Genomic DNA, 13,160 nt, shown 5'->3' with positions numbered 1-13,160 from the left:
AGCGTCAATCTGCGCCGGTTAGACGGCGCGGCATCCCAAGAAGGGCTCTGCGTCCCCAAGAAAAGGCGGGGCATGCTTGCGAGAGTAACAGGAGCTTGCAATGAGCCTTTTGGGTGCCATGCGCGCCGGCGTTGCCGGGTTGAAAGCGCAGTCGATCAAATTCGGCGCGATTGCCGACAATATTTCCAATTCCAGTACCGAAGGGTACAAGCGCGCCAGCGTCGAGTTTACGACCATGGTTACGCAGTCGCCGAGCCGCACGAATTATACCGCTGGCGGCGTGCTGCCTTCCGTGCGCACCGAAATCGGTAAATCCGGCAGCCTCATCACCTCGACGAGCGCCACGGATATGGCGATCGGCGGGCGCGGCTTTTTTACGGTCTCCAAAAATCCGGGCGACCCGAACCGCACTTTCTCGCTGACCCGTGCAGGCTCGTTCATTCCCGACAAGAACGGCAATCTCGTCAACCGGGCGGGCTATTATCTGGAAGGTTTTGCGCTGAACCCGGACGGCACGCCGGTCATTCCCTCTCCCTCGCGCGATACGTTCGGCGATATGGAGACGGTGAATATCGCCAATCTGGGCTTTGCCGGCCAGGCAACGGCGAATATCGACTTTGCCGCGAACCTGCCCCAGCAATTGACGGGCACGGGCACGCCCACGGCGCCGGTCGAAACCTCCATGACCTATTTCGATCCGCTCGGCGCTTCCCGCCGCCTGACCCTCGAATGGCAGCCGGATATTGCAACGCCCAACCAGTGGACGCTGAACGTCATCGATTATGACGGCACGAATATCGGCACCGTCGACTACACGTTCCACAATGCCGGCGCGCTGGCCGGGGCGCCGCAAACCATCACGACGGCGCTGCCTTTCGCAAATGGCACGGCGACGCTGACGACCGTGGACGGGCAGAATATCGACCTCAAGCTTGGCGCGGTGGACAGTTTCAACGGCGTGGTGCAGTTCGTCGGCGATTATTCGCCGAACCGCATCAATGCGGACGGCTCGCAGATCGGCCAGCTCCAGAAAGTGGAGATCGACAAGGACGGCACCATGTTCGCGATCTTCAATAACGGTCAGCGCACGCCGGTCTATCAGATCCCGCTTGCCGATGTGCCCAATACCGATGGGCTCGTCTCCGAAGACGGCAACGTCTTCCAGCTTTCTCAGGCCTCGGGCGCCGTGCGCCTCTGGGATGCTTTGAGCGGGCCGACGGGGGAGGTGATCGCCAATGCGCTGGAAGCTTCCAACGTCGATATCGCCGAAGAGCTGACCGAACTTATTCAAACCCAGCGTGCCTATTCCTCGAACGCCAAAATCTTCCAGGCGGGCGATGAAATGCTGACGGAGCTGAGCAGGCTCAAACGCTAGGCGTAATTTTGAGGTAGCTGCTTGAGCAAAGGCCCAGGCAGGGAAACGGAAAGACGATGAGTATTTCACAGGCCATTCAATCCGCCTTGAGCGGGCTGAACGCAACCCAGACCCAGGCGGCGATCGTCAGCCGCAACATTTCGAACGCGCAGACCGAAGGCTATGTGCGCAAGGATGTGGAACTGGGCAGTCTCGTCGTCGGCGGCTCCGGGGCGGGCGTTTCGGTGCTCTCCATCTCGCGGACGGTGGATGAATTCCTCATCCGTGATGTGCGCACCGCCGCCTCCCGTGTCGGCTATCAGGAAACCTTGAGCGCCGCGCTTTCCCTTTATACCGATCTTGTCGGCCAGCCGCAGGACGAGCGCTCGCTCGCCTCGGCGCTCGGCGAGTTTCAGCGCGAGCTGGCGCTTCTGGGTGAGAACCCGGAAGACGTGGCGCTGCAGCAGGCGGTCGCTGCCAAGGCGCGGGATTTGACGGGCGTTTTCAAACATACCGACAGCGCCATCCGCCAATTGCGCGAAGATGCCGATGCGCAGATTTCCGGCACGGTCCTCAATATCAACCGGGATCTCAGCGAGATCCACCGGCTGAACCTTGAAATTCAGGGCCGGGGACGCGACGGCGATATCGGCGATCTGCTCGATCAGCGCGACAGATTGATCGACCGGCTGTCCCAGGAAATTCCGATCAACGTCCTTCCCTCAAATAACGGCGTAACGATCCTGACAAATGGCGGGGTGACGCTGCTCGACAGCGAGGTGCATCCGCTTTCCTTCGCTGCCTCGCCGGTCATCCCGCCGAATGCCGCCTATACGCCGCCCCCCGGCCCCTCCGCCTTGAGCGGGCTGACCGTGGACGGGGTGGATATCGCGCCGGGCAGCAATTATCCGGGCGCGCTTTCCGGCGGCAAACTTGCCGCGCATTTTGAGATTCGCGATCGGTTGATGCCGCGCTTTCAGCGCCAAGTGGATGAACTGGCAAGCCAGCTCACCGCCGCCTTTCAGAACGCGGATGCGACGGTGACGGGTGTGGCGCCGAGCGATACCGGATTCTTTACCGATGCGGGCGCAGCGCACGATCCACTTGCCTATGCGCCGGGTCTTGCCGGGCGCATCGCGGTGAACACGTTGATCGACCCGCTGGCGGGCGGCGATCCTTCGCGCATCCGTGACGGGGTACATGCGGCCGTGCCCGGCCCGGCGGGGGATCCGGCGCAGATCCAGGCCTTCAGCGCGGTGTTCACGCAAACCTTCGGCTTCGATCCGGCGGCGGGCATTCAAACCTCCGCGACATTGCTCAATTACGCCTCCAATGCCTCCTCGGACGCGCACACGCTGCGCAGCACGGCGCAGAACAATGCGAAGTCGGAAACCATTGCCTTTGACAGCCTGTCCAATTCGCGCCTCAGCAAGGACGGGGTCAATATCGACGATGAAATGCAAAAAATGCTGAGCATCGAACGCAGCTATGCCGCCAGCGCGCAGGTCATCTCTGCCGCCAACCGCATGCTCGATCAGCTGCTGGCCTCGTTCTAAGCGGGAGAGAAAGATGAATATCGGCTCCGTATCCACGCTCGCCATGTCCCTGCAGGCCCGCAAAAGCGTTGCCGACACGCAGCGCGAGCTTTTGCATCTGCAAGGTGAGCAGGCGACCGGCAAGAAACGCGATGTGGCAGGCGATCTCGGCGCTCTGACCTCCCGCGACATTCTGCTGCGCGAGGCGTTCAGCGAGGCCGAAGGGTTCATCACCTCCAACAAGACACTGGCCTCGCGCCTTGAAATTACCCAGGCGAGCCTGACGGGCGCGCGGGATAATGCCAATTCTTTCATTTCCAATATTGTCGCAGCATTGCATGGCGAGTTCGCCATCGAGCTTATTCCCGACGCCGCGCTCGATCTCATCGGCAATCTGGAAGGCGCGCTCAACACGTCTTTCGGCGGACGTTCGATTTTCGCAGGCACCGCGGTCGATCAGCAGGCATTGCAGCTCAACGATCAGGTGAATGGCGGCACGGGCTTTTCGCCCATGCAGGTCATTCAGGATGTGATTGCCGCAAAGCCTCCGGTAACGGATGCGGCCACGCTGAACGACCTTCTGACGGGGCCCGATGGTATTTCCACCGTTTTCGACAGCACGCATACCAATGCCGCCTACCGCTTCAACACGACTTTTTATAATGGCAACACGCAAGGCGTGACCGCGCGGATCGATGCGGAAACGGCGGTGAATGCCGGCGCGCGGGCAGACGATCCGGGCGCCCGGCTGATCATGGAAGCCGCCTATACGCTGGCCGCTATCGATCCTGCCTCCATGCCGAGTGTGGAATACCGCACGGTGCTGGAAAGCGCGCTCGACAAGGTGCAGCGCGGTATCGGCCTTCTGGAGCAGACCCAAGCTATTTTGGGCCTTTCCGAACAGGCCATCGAGCGGGCGCAGACGCGCCACGATCTCACCTTGAATGTCGCCACGCGCCAGATCAACGAGCTGGAAGGCGCCGATCCTTACGAAACGGCGGTGCGTCTTTCCAACGCAACGACGCAGATCGAGGCGGCCTTCTCCATTACCGCGCGTCTCAGCCGCCTGTCGCTGATGAATTATCTTTAAGGGCGTAAAACCGAAACCCGGGTTTAAAGCCGCGCCTCTAGGCTGAGCTTAGTCAAAAGGAGACGGACGGATGGAACCTTTCGGTATCTCGCTTTTCGGTCTTGCCAGCGACCGCATGTCGTATCTGGCGATGCGCCATCAGCTGGTGGCGGAAAATGTCGCCAATGCGAACACGCCAGGCTATGCGGCGCGCGATCTCAAGCCTTTCGATCAGGAATTGAGCGCGGCGGAAGTGCGCCTTGCGCAGACCCGGAAGGGACATTTGGAGCTTGCGAGCACCGCGAGCGGCAATCTGAAAGTCGATGCGAAAACAAAGACCTGGGAAATCGTGCCCTCCGGCAACAGCGTGTCGCTGGAACAGGAGATGCTGAAGGCCTCGCAGGTCGTGACTTCTCATGCGCTGGTTTCCAACGTCTATAAAAGCAGTTTCAACATGCTGAGCACGGCGCTGGCCGGGCCGCGTTAAGGGAAGGAGTGGTCCCATGTTCGATCCTTTAAGCGCTGCCATGTCGATCGCAAGCTCGGGCTTGAAAGCTCAAAGCCAGCGCCTGCGCGTCGTGTCGGAAAACGTCGCCAATGCCAATTCCACGGCGCAGGTGCCGGGCGGCGATCCCTACCGGCGCAAGACCATTACCTTCGATGCCGAGCTCGACCGGGCGCTCGGCGCATCCAAAGTGCAGGTAAAATCCATCGGCGTCGATAAATCCGATTTCAAACTTATCCACGATCCGAGCCACCCGGCGGCGGCCGAGGACGGATATGTGAAACTGCCCAATGTCTCCGCACTGGTCGAAATGGCCGATATGCGCGAGGCGACGCGGTCATATGAAGCCAATCTCAACATCATCGATCAGGCCCGCAAAATGGTGATGCGGACCACCGATCTGATGCGCCGGGGTTAAGGAGAACGATCATGGCGGCTGTCGGTTTCGTCGGTCAGGCGGCAAAACTCTACGAAGAGGCAAAAACCTTCGGCACGGGCGTGACCAACGGCCCGGCCAAGGTAATGGAGCCGAGCAAGGCGGATGCGGCCGAGTTTTCCAATTTCGTGGAAAACATGGTGTCTCAGTCCGTCGGCACGCTGCGCCAGGCGGAAAGCGTTTCGGCAGCCGGCATCAGCGGCAAGGCAAGCGCCCAGCAGGTGGCCGAAGGCGTGATGGCGGCGGAACTGACGCTGCAATCGGCCGTCGCCATCCGAGACAAGCTTGTCTCCGCTTATCAGGAAATCATGCGCATGCCGGTTTGACGGCGGATAAGTGTGGGGCAGTCATGAACGAAGCAGATGCCATTGACCTGATCCGTGATGCGGTGTGGACGGCTTTCCTCGTCACCTCGCCCATGCTGGTGGTGGGCATGCTGGTTGGCATCGTTATCGCGCTGTTGCAGGCGCTCACCCAAGTGCAGGAAATGACCCTCACCTTCGTGCCGAAGATCGGCGCCATTCTGGCCGTCGGCGTGATTTCCGCGCCCTTCATCTATCAAGGGCTTTCCCGTTTTGCGTTCGATCTTTTCGAGCGTGTCGCCACCGGATTTTAGGAGAGCCCATGCCCGCGCCCATGTATCACGCAACGCTAGCGAGCCCCGGCCCGATGAAGGCGGACCGGGCGGGCGCCGTGCAAAAGGGCGGCGGCGATCTCGATTTCGGCGATTTTCTCGATGCCATTAATCCGCTGCAACATTTGCCGGGCATTTCCACGCTTTACCGGGAAGTGACGGGGGACACGATCAAGGCGCCGATGAAGATTCTGGGCTCGGCTATTATGGGCGGCCCGCTCGGCGTGATCGGCGCGGTGATCGACAGTGTGATCGAGGAAGTGACGGGCAAGGATATGGGCGCCCATGTCATGGCCTTCCTGACGGGCGAAGAAGAAGGCCCGCAATCCCCGGTGACCGTTGCCGGGGCGCAGGCGCCGGAAGAAAAGGCGCGCGTCACCATCGATATTGCAAGCGCTGAGCCGGCCCCCGGCGCCCAGGAAGCGCGGCTCGATCTTGCCGCCGCGCCCCCGCCGCCGGCCCCTGCCGCGAGCCTGAAAGGGCCGGAAGCTATGCCGGCGCCCGGCAAGGTTGCGCCGCTTCAACTTGCCTCCGTCACCGAGAGCAGCGCCTATGAAGGCACGCAAATTCCCCGCGAGCTGATGGAAGCGCTTTACCGCATGCATCAGCAGCAATATCAGGACGCTCATTATGAGCGGCCCGGCATGGATACGCGGTTCTAAGCGTCCCTTTTCAGGCCGCAGAACTTATACTCCCGTTTAAACGCCGCTCTTTAGCGTTGCCTAAGGCCGGAAACGGCTCTCTTTTTGGCAATGGCAGGCATCATGCGGCGTCTCGAAAAATTTCAGACAGTGCTGGAGCAGCTTCCTGGGCCCGTTTACCGCGGCACGGTGACGGCCTGCAGCGGCCAGACGCTGCGGGTGCGCGGGCTGGAGCGTAAACTCTCTGCGGGCGACCGCTGCGATATCCTGGCGCAGGACGGGCGGCGTATTGCCTCTGAAGTCATCGGCTTTGACGGGGCAAGCAGCCTTCTCATGCCTTTCGAGGCGGCAGAAGGCATTGCCCTTGGCGCCCGGGTGGAAACGCAAGGCACGGGCGCAAGCGTCAAACCGCATCCAGGCTGGATCGGCCGGGTGGTGAACGGGCTTGGCGAGCCGGTGGACGGCAAGGGCCCGCTGCCGCAGGGCGAGATTGCCCGGCGTCTGCGCGGGGTGCCGCCCTCTCCTTATAGCCGCCGGCGGCTCGGGCAGAAGCTTGAAACGGGCGTGCGCGCGCTCAATGTCTTCGCGCCGCTGTGCCGGGGGCAGCGCATCGGGGTTTTTTCCGGTTCCGGTGTCGGTAAATCCACGCTGCTTTCCATGCTGGCGCGGGGCGGCGGCGCGGATGTGGCCGTCATTGGCCTCATTGGCGAGCGCGGGCGAGAGGTACAGGAATTCTTGCAGGAAACCTTGGGCGCCGAGGGGCTGAAGCGCGCGGTCATGGTGGTCTCCACCTCCGATGAAAGCCCGCACATGCGCCGCCAGGCGACTTATTTGACGCTGACCGTCGCAGAAGCCTTCCGCGACCTGGGCCTGCAGGTCGTCTGCCTGGTCGATTCCATTACCCGCTTTGCCATGGCCCAGCGCGAGATCGGCCTGACGGCGGGCGAGCCCCCGGCATCGAAAGGCTATCCGCCCAGCGTCTTCAGCGAAATGGCGCGGCTTTTGGAACGGGCGGGGCCGGGCACGGAAAGGCAAGGCGACATTACCGGCATTTTCACGGTGCTGGCGGAAGGGGACGATCACAACGATCCCATCGCCGATGCCGCCCGCTCGATCCTCGATGGGCATATCGTGCTGGAACGGGCGATCGCCGAGCGCGGCCGCTTTCCCGCCATCGACATTCTTAAAAGCGTTTCGCGTGCGCTGCCTGCCTGCCATACGCCCGAAGAAGAAGCGATCTGCCGCGAAGCGCGCCGCTATCTCGCCGCTTTTGAAGAAATGCGCGAGCTCATTCAGCTCGGTGCCTACAAGGCAGGCGCCGACCCGTTTGTGGACCGGGCGATCGAGCTGGAGCCGGCGCTCGAAGCTTTTCTGGCACAAAAAGCCGATTGCCGCGCCTCGCTGGAAGAAAGTTTTGCTGAGCTCGGCAAATTGCTCGGCCATGCCGGGGCGGCCGGTCTGCCGGAAGAAGAGGCGGCGGCAGAGCTTGTTCCCCCGCACGAGCCCGCACTCACGCATGAGCTGCCGCCCGAACTTCTCGCCGATCTGAGAGCCATGGAAGAAGACGGCGGCATCGTCATCGAAGAACCGATCATGAAAGAGGCGCGCCCGTGAGCGAAACATTCGTCCAGAAATTTCCAGCCCTCGATCAGTTCACGCGCGGCGGGCTGCAGCACCGGGACATCTGGTTTGCGGTGGGCATCATCTTCATGCTCACCATTCTCTTTTTGCCGGTTCCCTCATGGGGGCTCGATATCGGTCTGGCCATTTCTGTTGCCTTTTCCGTGCTGGTCTTGATGGTGGCGCTCTGGATCCACAAGCCGCTCGATTTTTCCTCCTTCCCGACGATCCTGCTTGTGGCGACCATGTTGCGCCTTTCCCTCAACATCGCCTCGACGCGGCTCATTCTTTCCGAAGGGCATGAAGGGCCGACGGCGGCAGGCCATGTAATTTCCGGCTTCTCGCATTTCGTCATCGGCGGGAATTTCGTCATCGGGATGATCGTCTTCGCCATTCTCGTGACGGTGAACTTCCTGGTGATCACGAAAGGGGCGACCCGCGTTGCCGAGGTTGCGGCGCGTTTTACCCTCGATGCCATTCCTGGAAAGCAAATGGCCATCGACGCCGATCTTTCCGCCGGGCTCATTGACGACAAACAGGCCCAGCAGCGCCGCTCGGAACTGGAACAGGAAAGCTCGTTCTTCGGTTCCATGGACGGGGCCTCGAAATTCGTGCGCGGCGATGCGATTGCCGGTCTCATCATCACCTTCATCAATCTCGTCGGCGGCATCCTGATAGGCGTCGCGCAAAAGGACCTCAGCTTTTCAGAAGCCGCTCATGTCTATTCGATCCTCTCGGTCGGCGACGGGCTTGTCTCGCAGATCCCGGCGCTCATCGTTTCGCTTGCCGCCGGTCTTCTTGTTACCAAAGGCGGCAATCAGGGTTCGGCCGATCAGGCTTTGCTGCGCCAGCTCGGCGCTTACCCGAAAGCGCTGCTGCTCGCTGCGGTCTTGATGGGGCTTCTCGCCATCACGCCGGGCATGCCGTTCTTCCCCTTCCTGCTGCTCGGCGGGTTCTTCGGCGGCATTGCCTGGTGGCTGCCCCGCCTTTTCGAGGAACAGGAGCGCGAGCGCCAGCGCGAAGAGCTTGCCGCGGCCCAGCCCAAAGTCTCCGAGGAAACGCCCATCGAAGAGCTTTTGCGCATCGAGGACATTCAGCTTGAAGTGGGCAGCCAGCTCGTGCCGCTGATCGTCGGCGAGAATACGGGGCTCACCGCCAAGGTCTCGCTTCTGCGCCGCCGTTTCGCCAAGCAATATGGGTTTTATCTGCCCAAAATCCGCGTGAAGGATAGCGGCTTTCTGGAGCCGAAAGCTTATGAGATTTCCGTTCAAGGGGTGGTTGTCGGCAAAGGCGAGGTCTGGCCGAAATATATGCTGGCCATCGACCCGAGCGGGACCGCCGAGCCTATTGAAGGCCAAGAAACGCGTGAACCTACATTCGGGCTGCCTGCGCGCTGGATTTCCCGTTCCATGGCCGAGCGGGCGGAAAGCAAGGGTTATACGGTGGTGGATGAGGAAAGCGTCGTCATCACGCATCTGACCGAAGTCATAAAAGACAATCTAAGCTCGCTTCTGACTTATGCCGCCTTGCAGAAACTTCTCGACGGGCTCGACGGCGATTATCAAAAACTCATTGCCGATCTCGTGCCCGCGCAGATCACCATGGCCGCGCTGCAAAACGTACTGCAAAGCCTGCTTGCCGAACAGGTCTCGATCCGCAACCTGCCGCTTATTCTCGAAGCTGTGGCGGAAGCTGCGCCTCATTCGCGCAATGTCGGGCTTATCGTCGAGCATGTGCGCGCGCGCCTTGCTCAGCAGATTTGCCAGGCGCTTGCCGGGAGCGACGGTTTTGTGCGGGCCGTGACACTGCAACCCAAATGGGAGCAGGCTTTCATGGACCATATCGAACAGCAAGGCGAGGACCGCGTCTTCACCATGCCGCCCTCTATGGTGCATGATTTCGTGCTTGCCGCGCGGCCCGCAATCCAGCAGCAGATCGGCGCGGGGGAGCCTTTCGCCATTCTTGTCGGCCAGGAAATCCGCACCTTCGTGCGCTCGCTTCTTGAACGGGTGAGCGCGGCGACGCCGGTCATCAGTCATGCCGAACTGCACCGCAAGACGCCGGTCAAAGTCGTGGCGCAGGTATAAGGAGGGATCATGAGACAATCTTCCCCGCACGAGCCGGACACCGGAAGTCTGCCCGGCGGCGCCCCGAGCCTAGCCGATGAAATCGTTCAGCTGGCGCGTGAATGCGGAAAGGATGTGACGGCGGAAACCGATCTTGCTCAGCTTTTGAGCGAGATGGCCGAGGGCATGCAGATTAATGTGCCGGTTCTCCTCGCTCTTTCCCAGATCGCGACGCCGCTTTTCAAATATGAGATGGCGCAGGAGCGCCGCACGCCGGAGCCGGAGTGAAGCGGGACCGGCATTCAAGATCAACACAAGCAGCCGAGAGAAGTCATGGAAAAACAGATTCGCTTGAGAGAAGACGTTACCAGCCTGACGGGGCCGGAACGGGCCGCCGTCATTCTCTTCGCGCTGGGCAAAGACCGCGGCGCGAAGCTGATGGAACAGCTCGATGAGGACGAGATCCGCATGGTCTCGCGCTCCATGGCGCAGCTCGGCAGCATTACCTCTTCGGTTTGCGAGCATTTGCTGCGGGATTTCACGGATTATTTCGTCAATAGTGCCAGCGTCGTCGGCACTTATGACAGTACGGAGCGTATGCTTTCCCAATTCCTGCCCGAAGAGCGGGTGATGGAAATCATGGGCGACATTCGCGGCGCGGCGGGCCGCAGCATGTGGGAAAAGCTTTCCACGGTGAACGAGCAGATTCTTGCAAGTTATCTGCAGAGCGAGCATCCGCAAACCGCGGCCGTCATCCTCTCCAAAATCCGGTCCGCGCATGCCGCCCGCGTGGTGGCGGCGCTGCCCAGCGAATTCCGCGCAGATGTCATGCGCCGGATGATCGAGATGGATTATGTGCAAAAAGATGTGCTGAAAGACATAGAAGAGACGCTGCATTCGGAATTCATGGTCAATTACGCCCGTATGCTCGGCAATGATAGCCATATGCGCATTGCCGACATTCTCAACCAGGTGGACCGGGCGCGCTTGCCGGAAATCATGGGCGAGATCGAGCAGGAAGTGCCGGACTCCGCCGATGCCATCAAGGCGTTGATGTTCACTTTCGACGATCTTCTGAAACTCGATGGCCGTTCGATCCAGGTAATCGTCCAGGCGGTGGAAATCGACACGCTCATTCTGGCACTGAAGGGCCTGAAGGACGAGGCGCGCGAGATTGTTTTCCAGAACATGTCGGAACGCGCGCGGGCCATCGTCAAGGGCGAGCTGGAGCTGATGGGCGCGATCCGCGCGAGCGATGTGGATGAGGCTCAGAGCCGGGTGCTGCGTCTTGCCAAGGAGCTGGAGGCGCGCGGCGAGATCATTCTCAATCAGCAGGGCAAATCCTCTCCCCGCCGCATGATCGCCTAAGCGGCTCAAACATTTCTCAAAACAAAGGCGGCGCGTGCGGGCGCCGCCTTTTTTTTCGGGATAGGCGGGATGGGCTCAGTTCTTCTGGCGGGCAGGCGTTTTCTGACCGAGGACGTAGGAGATGATTTCGGCAACCGCCTTGTAAAACTCGCTTGAGATCGGATGACCGACTTCCATGGAAGCATGGAGCGCGCGGGCAAGCGGCGGTTCTTCCACCACGGGCACGCCGTGCTTTTCCGCCGTTTCGCGGATTTTCAGCGCTACGAGATCGAGCCCCTTGGCAACGCAGACCGGCACCGCATCGACCCCGCGCTCATAGCGCAGCGCCACGGCATAGTGGGTGGGGTTCATCACCACCACAGACGCGTTCGGCACCGATTCCAGCATGCGCCGGCGCGCCCGGCTTTGGCGGATTTCGCGCAAGCGGCGTTTGACCATCGGGTCGCCTTCGACCTGCTTCATCTCGTCTTTGATTTCTTTGTGCGACATGCGCAGGTTGCGCTTCCAGTCGAAGCGGCGCCACAAAATGTCGACCGCGGCAATCAAGGTCATGGAAGAGGCGACGGCGACAAGCAGGCGCATCGTGAATTCCCGCAAGATGGAAGGAATGGAGGCCACATCCTTGAAGACGAAAGACTCCGCTTGTGCAATGGCCGGCCAGAGCACGAAACTGGTGATGGCGCCGATCAGCGTCAATTTGATGAGCCCGAAGGAAAATTCAACGAAAGCGGCCCGGCCGAAAATACGCTCGGCGCCCTTCTTGGGAGAAATGCGCTCCAGCTTCGGCTGAATGCGGTCGGGGGCAAGGCGGGCATTGCCTTGAACGAGCATGGCCAGAATGCCGGCCATCATGAAAAGCAGAAAGACGGGCAGCAGCGTCAGCGCCGTTTCGCCGATAAAATTGCCGATCATTTGTGCGAGATCTCCCACGCTCGGGCCCGCGATCAGTTCATGTGGCCGGTCGATCAGCGGCACCATGGCGTGGCCGAGTTCGGCCATGGCCCAGGACCCGGCGCCTGCCACCAGCGTGAAGGCCGCCAGAAAGGTGAGCAGCGTGCCTACCTCGCGCGAATTGGGCGTATTGCCCTTTTGTTTGGCGTCGGACTGCTTTTTCTCTGTCGGTTCCTCGGTTTGCGAGGACTTGTCTTGTGTTTGATCGGACATGTCAGGTGGCAAAGCTGTTGAGCCAGGTGCTCATGCTGTCTGCGAAGGAAAGCATGATCGCGGCGGTGGTTGCGAAGAGAACGAGAAAACCCGTCGCCAGCAAAAACGGCATGCCGACGAAAAAGACGGGCAGGGATTGCATGAGCCGGTTGGTAAGCCCAAGGCCCAGATTGAAGAGGAAAGCGACAATCAAAAAAGGACTGGCGAATTTGACGGCAAGCAGGAAAGCCCGGCTCATAACATGAATGAAGTCTTCCGCGAGCCCGGCCATGTCCGGAATTTCGGCAGGCCGGAAGAGCCTGTAAGAACTGACCATCGCCTCGATCATGAGAATATGCAGATCGGCCACGAAGATCATCGTCATCCCGCACATGACAAGCAGGTTGGTCGTGGCCGTGGAGCCGCCGAACCCGGCCGCCGCTTCCGGCACCAGCGCGGAGAGGCCCATCGATTGGCCGATCAATTGCCCGCCCATGTGAAGAGCGGAGAAGATCACCCGTGTCGCGGCCCCGATAAAGGCCCCGATCAAAAACTCCCCGCCGATCGCGGAAAACAAAAGACCGAGATTGGCGGGCAAGGCGAGATGGGTGACGGGGGCGAGCGGCAAGGCGACGAAACTGATGGCAAGCGCCAGAACGAGCCTTATTTGCCGAGGAATAATGCGCTCTCCGAAACCTGGCATGAGAAGGACGGCCGTGCCCGTGCGGGCAAAAACCAGCATGAAAAGAAACACTTGTTGCTGGGCAAAGAGCTGCAATCCTTCCATCG

14 protein-coding genes are annotated in these 13,160 nt (G+C 60.8%); 12 read left to right on the top strand and 2 right to left on the bottom strand.

Annotation, left to right across the window (positions count from 1 at the left end; genetic code table 11):
* The first annotated feature begins 100 nt into the window (after nt 1–100).
* From M2A_RS08855 to fliG, 12 genes are all read left to right on the top strand, one after another.
* Entirely contained in the window at nt 101–1,375 is a 1,275-nt protein-coding gene (locus M2A_RS08855) for a flagellar hook protein FlgE (protein ID WP_045446014.1), read from the top strand.
* Between the two features lie 56 nt (nt 1,376–1,431).
* Entirely contained in the window at nt 1,432–2,910 is a 1,479-nt protein-coding gene (flgK, locus tag M2A_RS08850; protein ID WP_045446012.1) for a flagellar hook-associated protein FlgK, read from the top strand.
* 13 nt (nt 2,911–2,923) lie between these two features.
* Nucleotides 2,924–3,979, top strand: coding sequence for a flagellin N-terminal helical domain-containing protein (locus M2A_RS08845; RefSeq protein ID WP_045446010.1), 1,056 nt, complete (start codon nt 2,924–2,926; stop codon nt 3,977–3,979).
* Nucleotides 3,980–4,049: 70 nt separating this feature from the next.
* Nucleotides 4,050–4,445 carry a hypothetical protein gene (gene flgB, locus M2A_RS08840; RefSeq protein ID WP_045446008.1) on the top strand — a complete coding sequence of 132 codons (396 nt, stop codon included), beginning with the start codon at nt 4,050–4,052 and terminating at the stop codon, nt 4,443–4,445.
* A gap of 16 nt (nt 4,446–4,461) precedes the next feature.
* The gene (gene flgC / locus M2A_RS08835; RefSeq protein ID WP_045446007.1) at nt 4,462–4,881 is read left to right on the top strand and encodes a flagellar basal body rod protein FlgC; all 420 of its coding nucleotides are present in this window, start codon (nt 4,462–4,464) and stop codon (nt 4,879–4,881) included.
* An 11-nt stretch (nt 4,882–4,892) separates the two neighbouring features.
* The gene (gene fliE, locus M2A_RS08830; RefSeq protein WP_052379345.1) at nt 4,893–5,225 is read left to right on the top strand and encodes a flagellar hook-basal body complex protein FliE; all 333 of its coding nucleotides are present in this window, start codon (nt 4,893–4,895) and stop codon (nt 5,223–5,225) included.
* Between the two features lie 23 nt (nt 5,226–5,248).
* A complete protein-coding gene (fliQ, locus tag M2A_RS08825) occupies nt 5,249–5,515 on the top strand; it encodes a flagellar biosynthesis protein FliQ (protein ID WP_045446005.1) in 267 nt (88 codons plus the stop codon).
* Nucleotides 5,516–5,523: 8 nt separating this feature from the next.
* Nucleotides 5,524–6,195 (top strand): hypothetical protein, encoded by a 672-nt coding sequence (locus M2A_RS17345; RefSeq protein WP_147446328.1) that lies wholly within the window; start codon nt 5,524–5,526, stop codon nt 6,193–6,195.
* 102 nt (nt 6,196–6,297) lie between these two features.
* Nucleotides 6,298–7,788 (top strand): flagellar protein export ATPase FliI, encoded by a 1,491-nt coding sequence (gene fliI, locus M2A_RS08815; RefSeq protein ID WP_156101712.1) that lies wholly within the window; start codon nt 6,298–6,300, stop codon nt 7,786–7,788.
* A complete protein-coding gene (gene flhA, locus M2A_RS08810) occupies nt 7,785–9,881 on the top strand; it encodes a flagellar biosynthesis protein FlhA (RefSeq protein ID WP_045446003.1) in 2,097 nt (698 codons plus the stop codon). The genes fliI and flhA overlap by 4 nt, the downstream gene beginning before the upstream one ends.
* A gap of 9 nt (nt 9,882–9,890) precedes the next feature.
* Nucleotides 9,891–10,148 carry a hypothetical protein gene (locus M2A_RS08805; protein ID WP_045446000.1) on the top strand — a complete coding sequence of 86 codons (258 nt, stop codon included), beginning with the start codon at nt 9,891–9,893 and terminating at the stop codon, nt 10,146–10,148.
* A gap of 45 nt (nt 10,149–10,193) precedes the next feature.
* On the top strand, nt 10,194–11,228 hold the full coding sequence (fliG, locus tag M2A_RS08800) for a flagellar motor switch protein FliG (RefSeq protein WP_045445997.1): 1,035 nt from the start codon (nt 10,194–10,196) through the stop codon (nt 11,226–11,228).
* Nucleotides 11,229–11,303: 75 nt separating this feature from the next.
* Here the strand turns inward: fliG and flhB are convergent, their stop codons facing one another.
* Complete coding sequence (flhB, locus tag M2A_RS08795; RefSeq protein ID WP_045445995.1) at nt 11,304–12,392, bottom strand: flagellar biosynthesis protein FlhB; 1,089 nt, start codon at nt 12,390–12,392, stop codon at nt 11,304–11,306.
* Between the two features lies 1 nt (nt 12,393).
* Complete coding sequence (locus tag M2A_RS08790; RefSeq protein ID WP_045445993.1) at nt 12,394–13,158, bottom strand: flagellar biosynthetic protein FliR; 765 nt, start codon at nt 13,156–13,158, stop codon at nt 12,394–12,396.
* Nucleotides 13,159–13,160: the final 2 nt, after the last annotated feature.

This window comes from Tepidicaulis marinus (genome assembly GCF_000739695.1).
In the GTDB taxonomy this organism is placed as follows: domain Bacteria; phylum Pseudomonadota; class Alphaproteobacteria; order Parvibaculales; family Parvibaculaceae; genus Tepidicaulis; species Tepidicaulis marinus.
This window is presented reverse-complemented; position numbering and strand designations above follow the sequence as displayed.

Excerpts from the sequence above, each read along its gene's own strand:
- M2A_RS08805 (WP_045446000.1), top strand. The coding sequence starts at position 9,891 with ATGAGACAATCTTCCCCGCACGAGCCGGACACCGGAAGTCTGCCCGGC.
- flgK (WP_045446012.1), top strand. The coding sequence starts at position 1,432 with ATGAGTATTTCACAGGCCATTCAATCCGCCTTGAGCGGGCTGAACGCA.
- fliE (WP_052379345.1), top strand. The coding sequence starts at position 4,893 with ATGGCGGCTGTCGGTTTCGTCGGTCAGGCGGCAAAACTCTACGAAGAG.
- fliI (WP_156101712.1), top strand. The coding sequence starts at position 6,298 with ATGCGGCGTCTCGAAAAATTTCAGACAGTGCTGGAGCAGCTTCCTGGG.
- flgB (WP_045446008.1), top strand. The coding sequence starts at position 4,050 with ATGGAACCTTTCGGTATCTCGCTTTTCGGTCTTGCCAGCGACCGCATG.
- M2A_RS08845 (WP_045446010.1), top strand. The coding sequence starts at position 2,924 with ATGAATATCGGCTCCGTATCCACGCTCGCCATGTCCCTGCAGGCCCGC.
- flgC (WP_045446007.1), top strand. The coding sequence starts at position 4,462 with ATGTTCGATCCTTTAAGCGCTGCCATGTCGATCGCAAGCTCGGGCTTG.
- M2A_RS08790 (WP_045445993.1), bottom strand. The coding sequence starts at position 13,158 with ATGGAAGGATTGCAGCTCTTTGCCCAGCAACAAGTGTTTCTTTTCATG.
- fliG (WP_045445997.1), top strand. The coding sequence starts at position 10,194 with ATGGAAAAACAGATTCGCTTGAGAGAAGACGTTACCAGCCTGACGGGG.
- fliQ (WP_045446005.1), top strand. The coding sequence starts at position 5,249 with ATGAACGAAGCAGATGCCATTGACCTGATCCGTGATGCGGTGTGGACG.
- M2A_RS08855 (WP_045446014.1), top strand. The coding sequence starts at position 101 with ATGAGCCTTTTGGGTGCCATGCGCGCCGGCGTTGCCGGGTTGAAAGCG.
- M2A_RS17345 (WP_147446328.1), top strand. The coding sequence starts at position 5,524 with ATGCCCGCGCCCATGTATCACGCAACGCTAGCGAGCCCCGGCCCGATG.
- flhB (WP_045445995.1), bottom strand. The coding sequence starts at position 12,392 with ATGTCCGATCAAACACAAGACAAGTCCTCGCAAACCGAGGAACCGACA.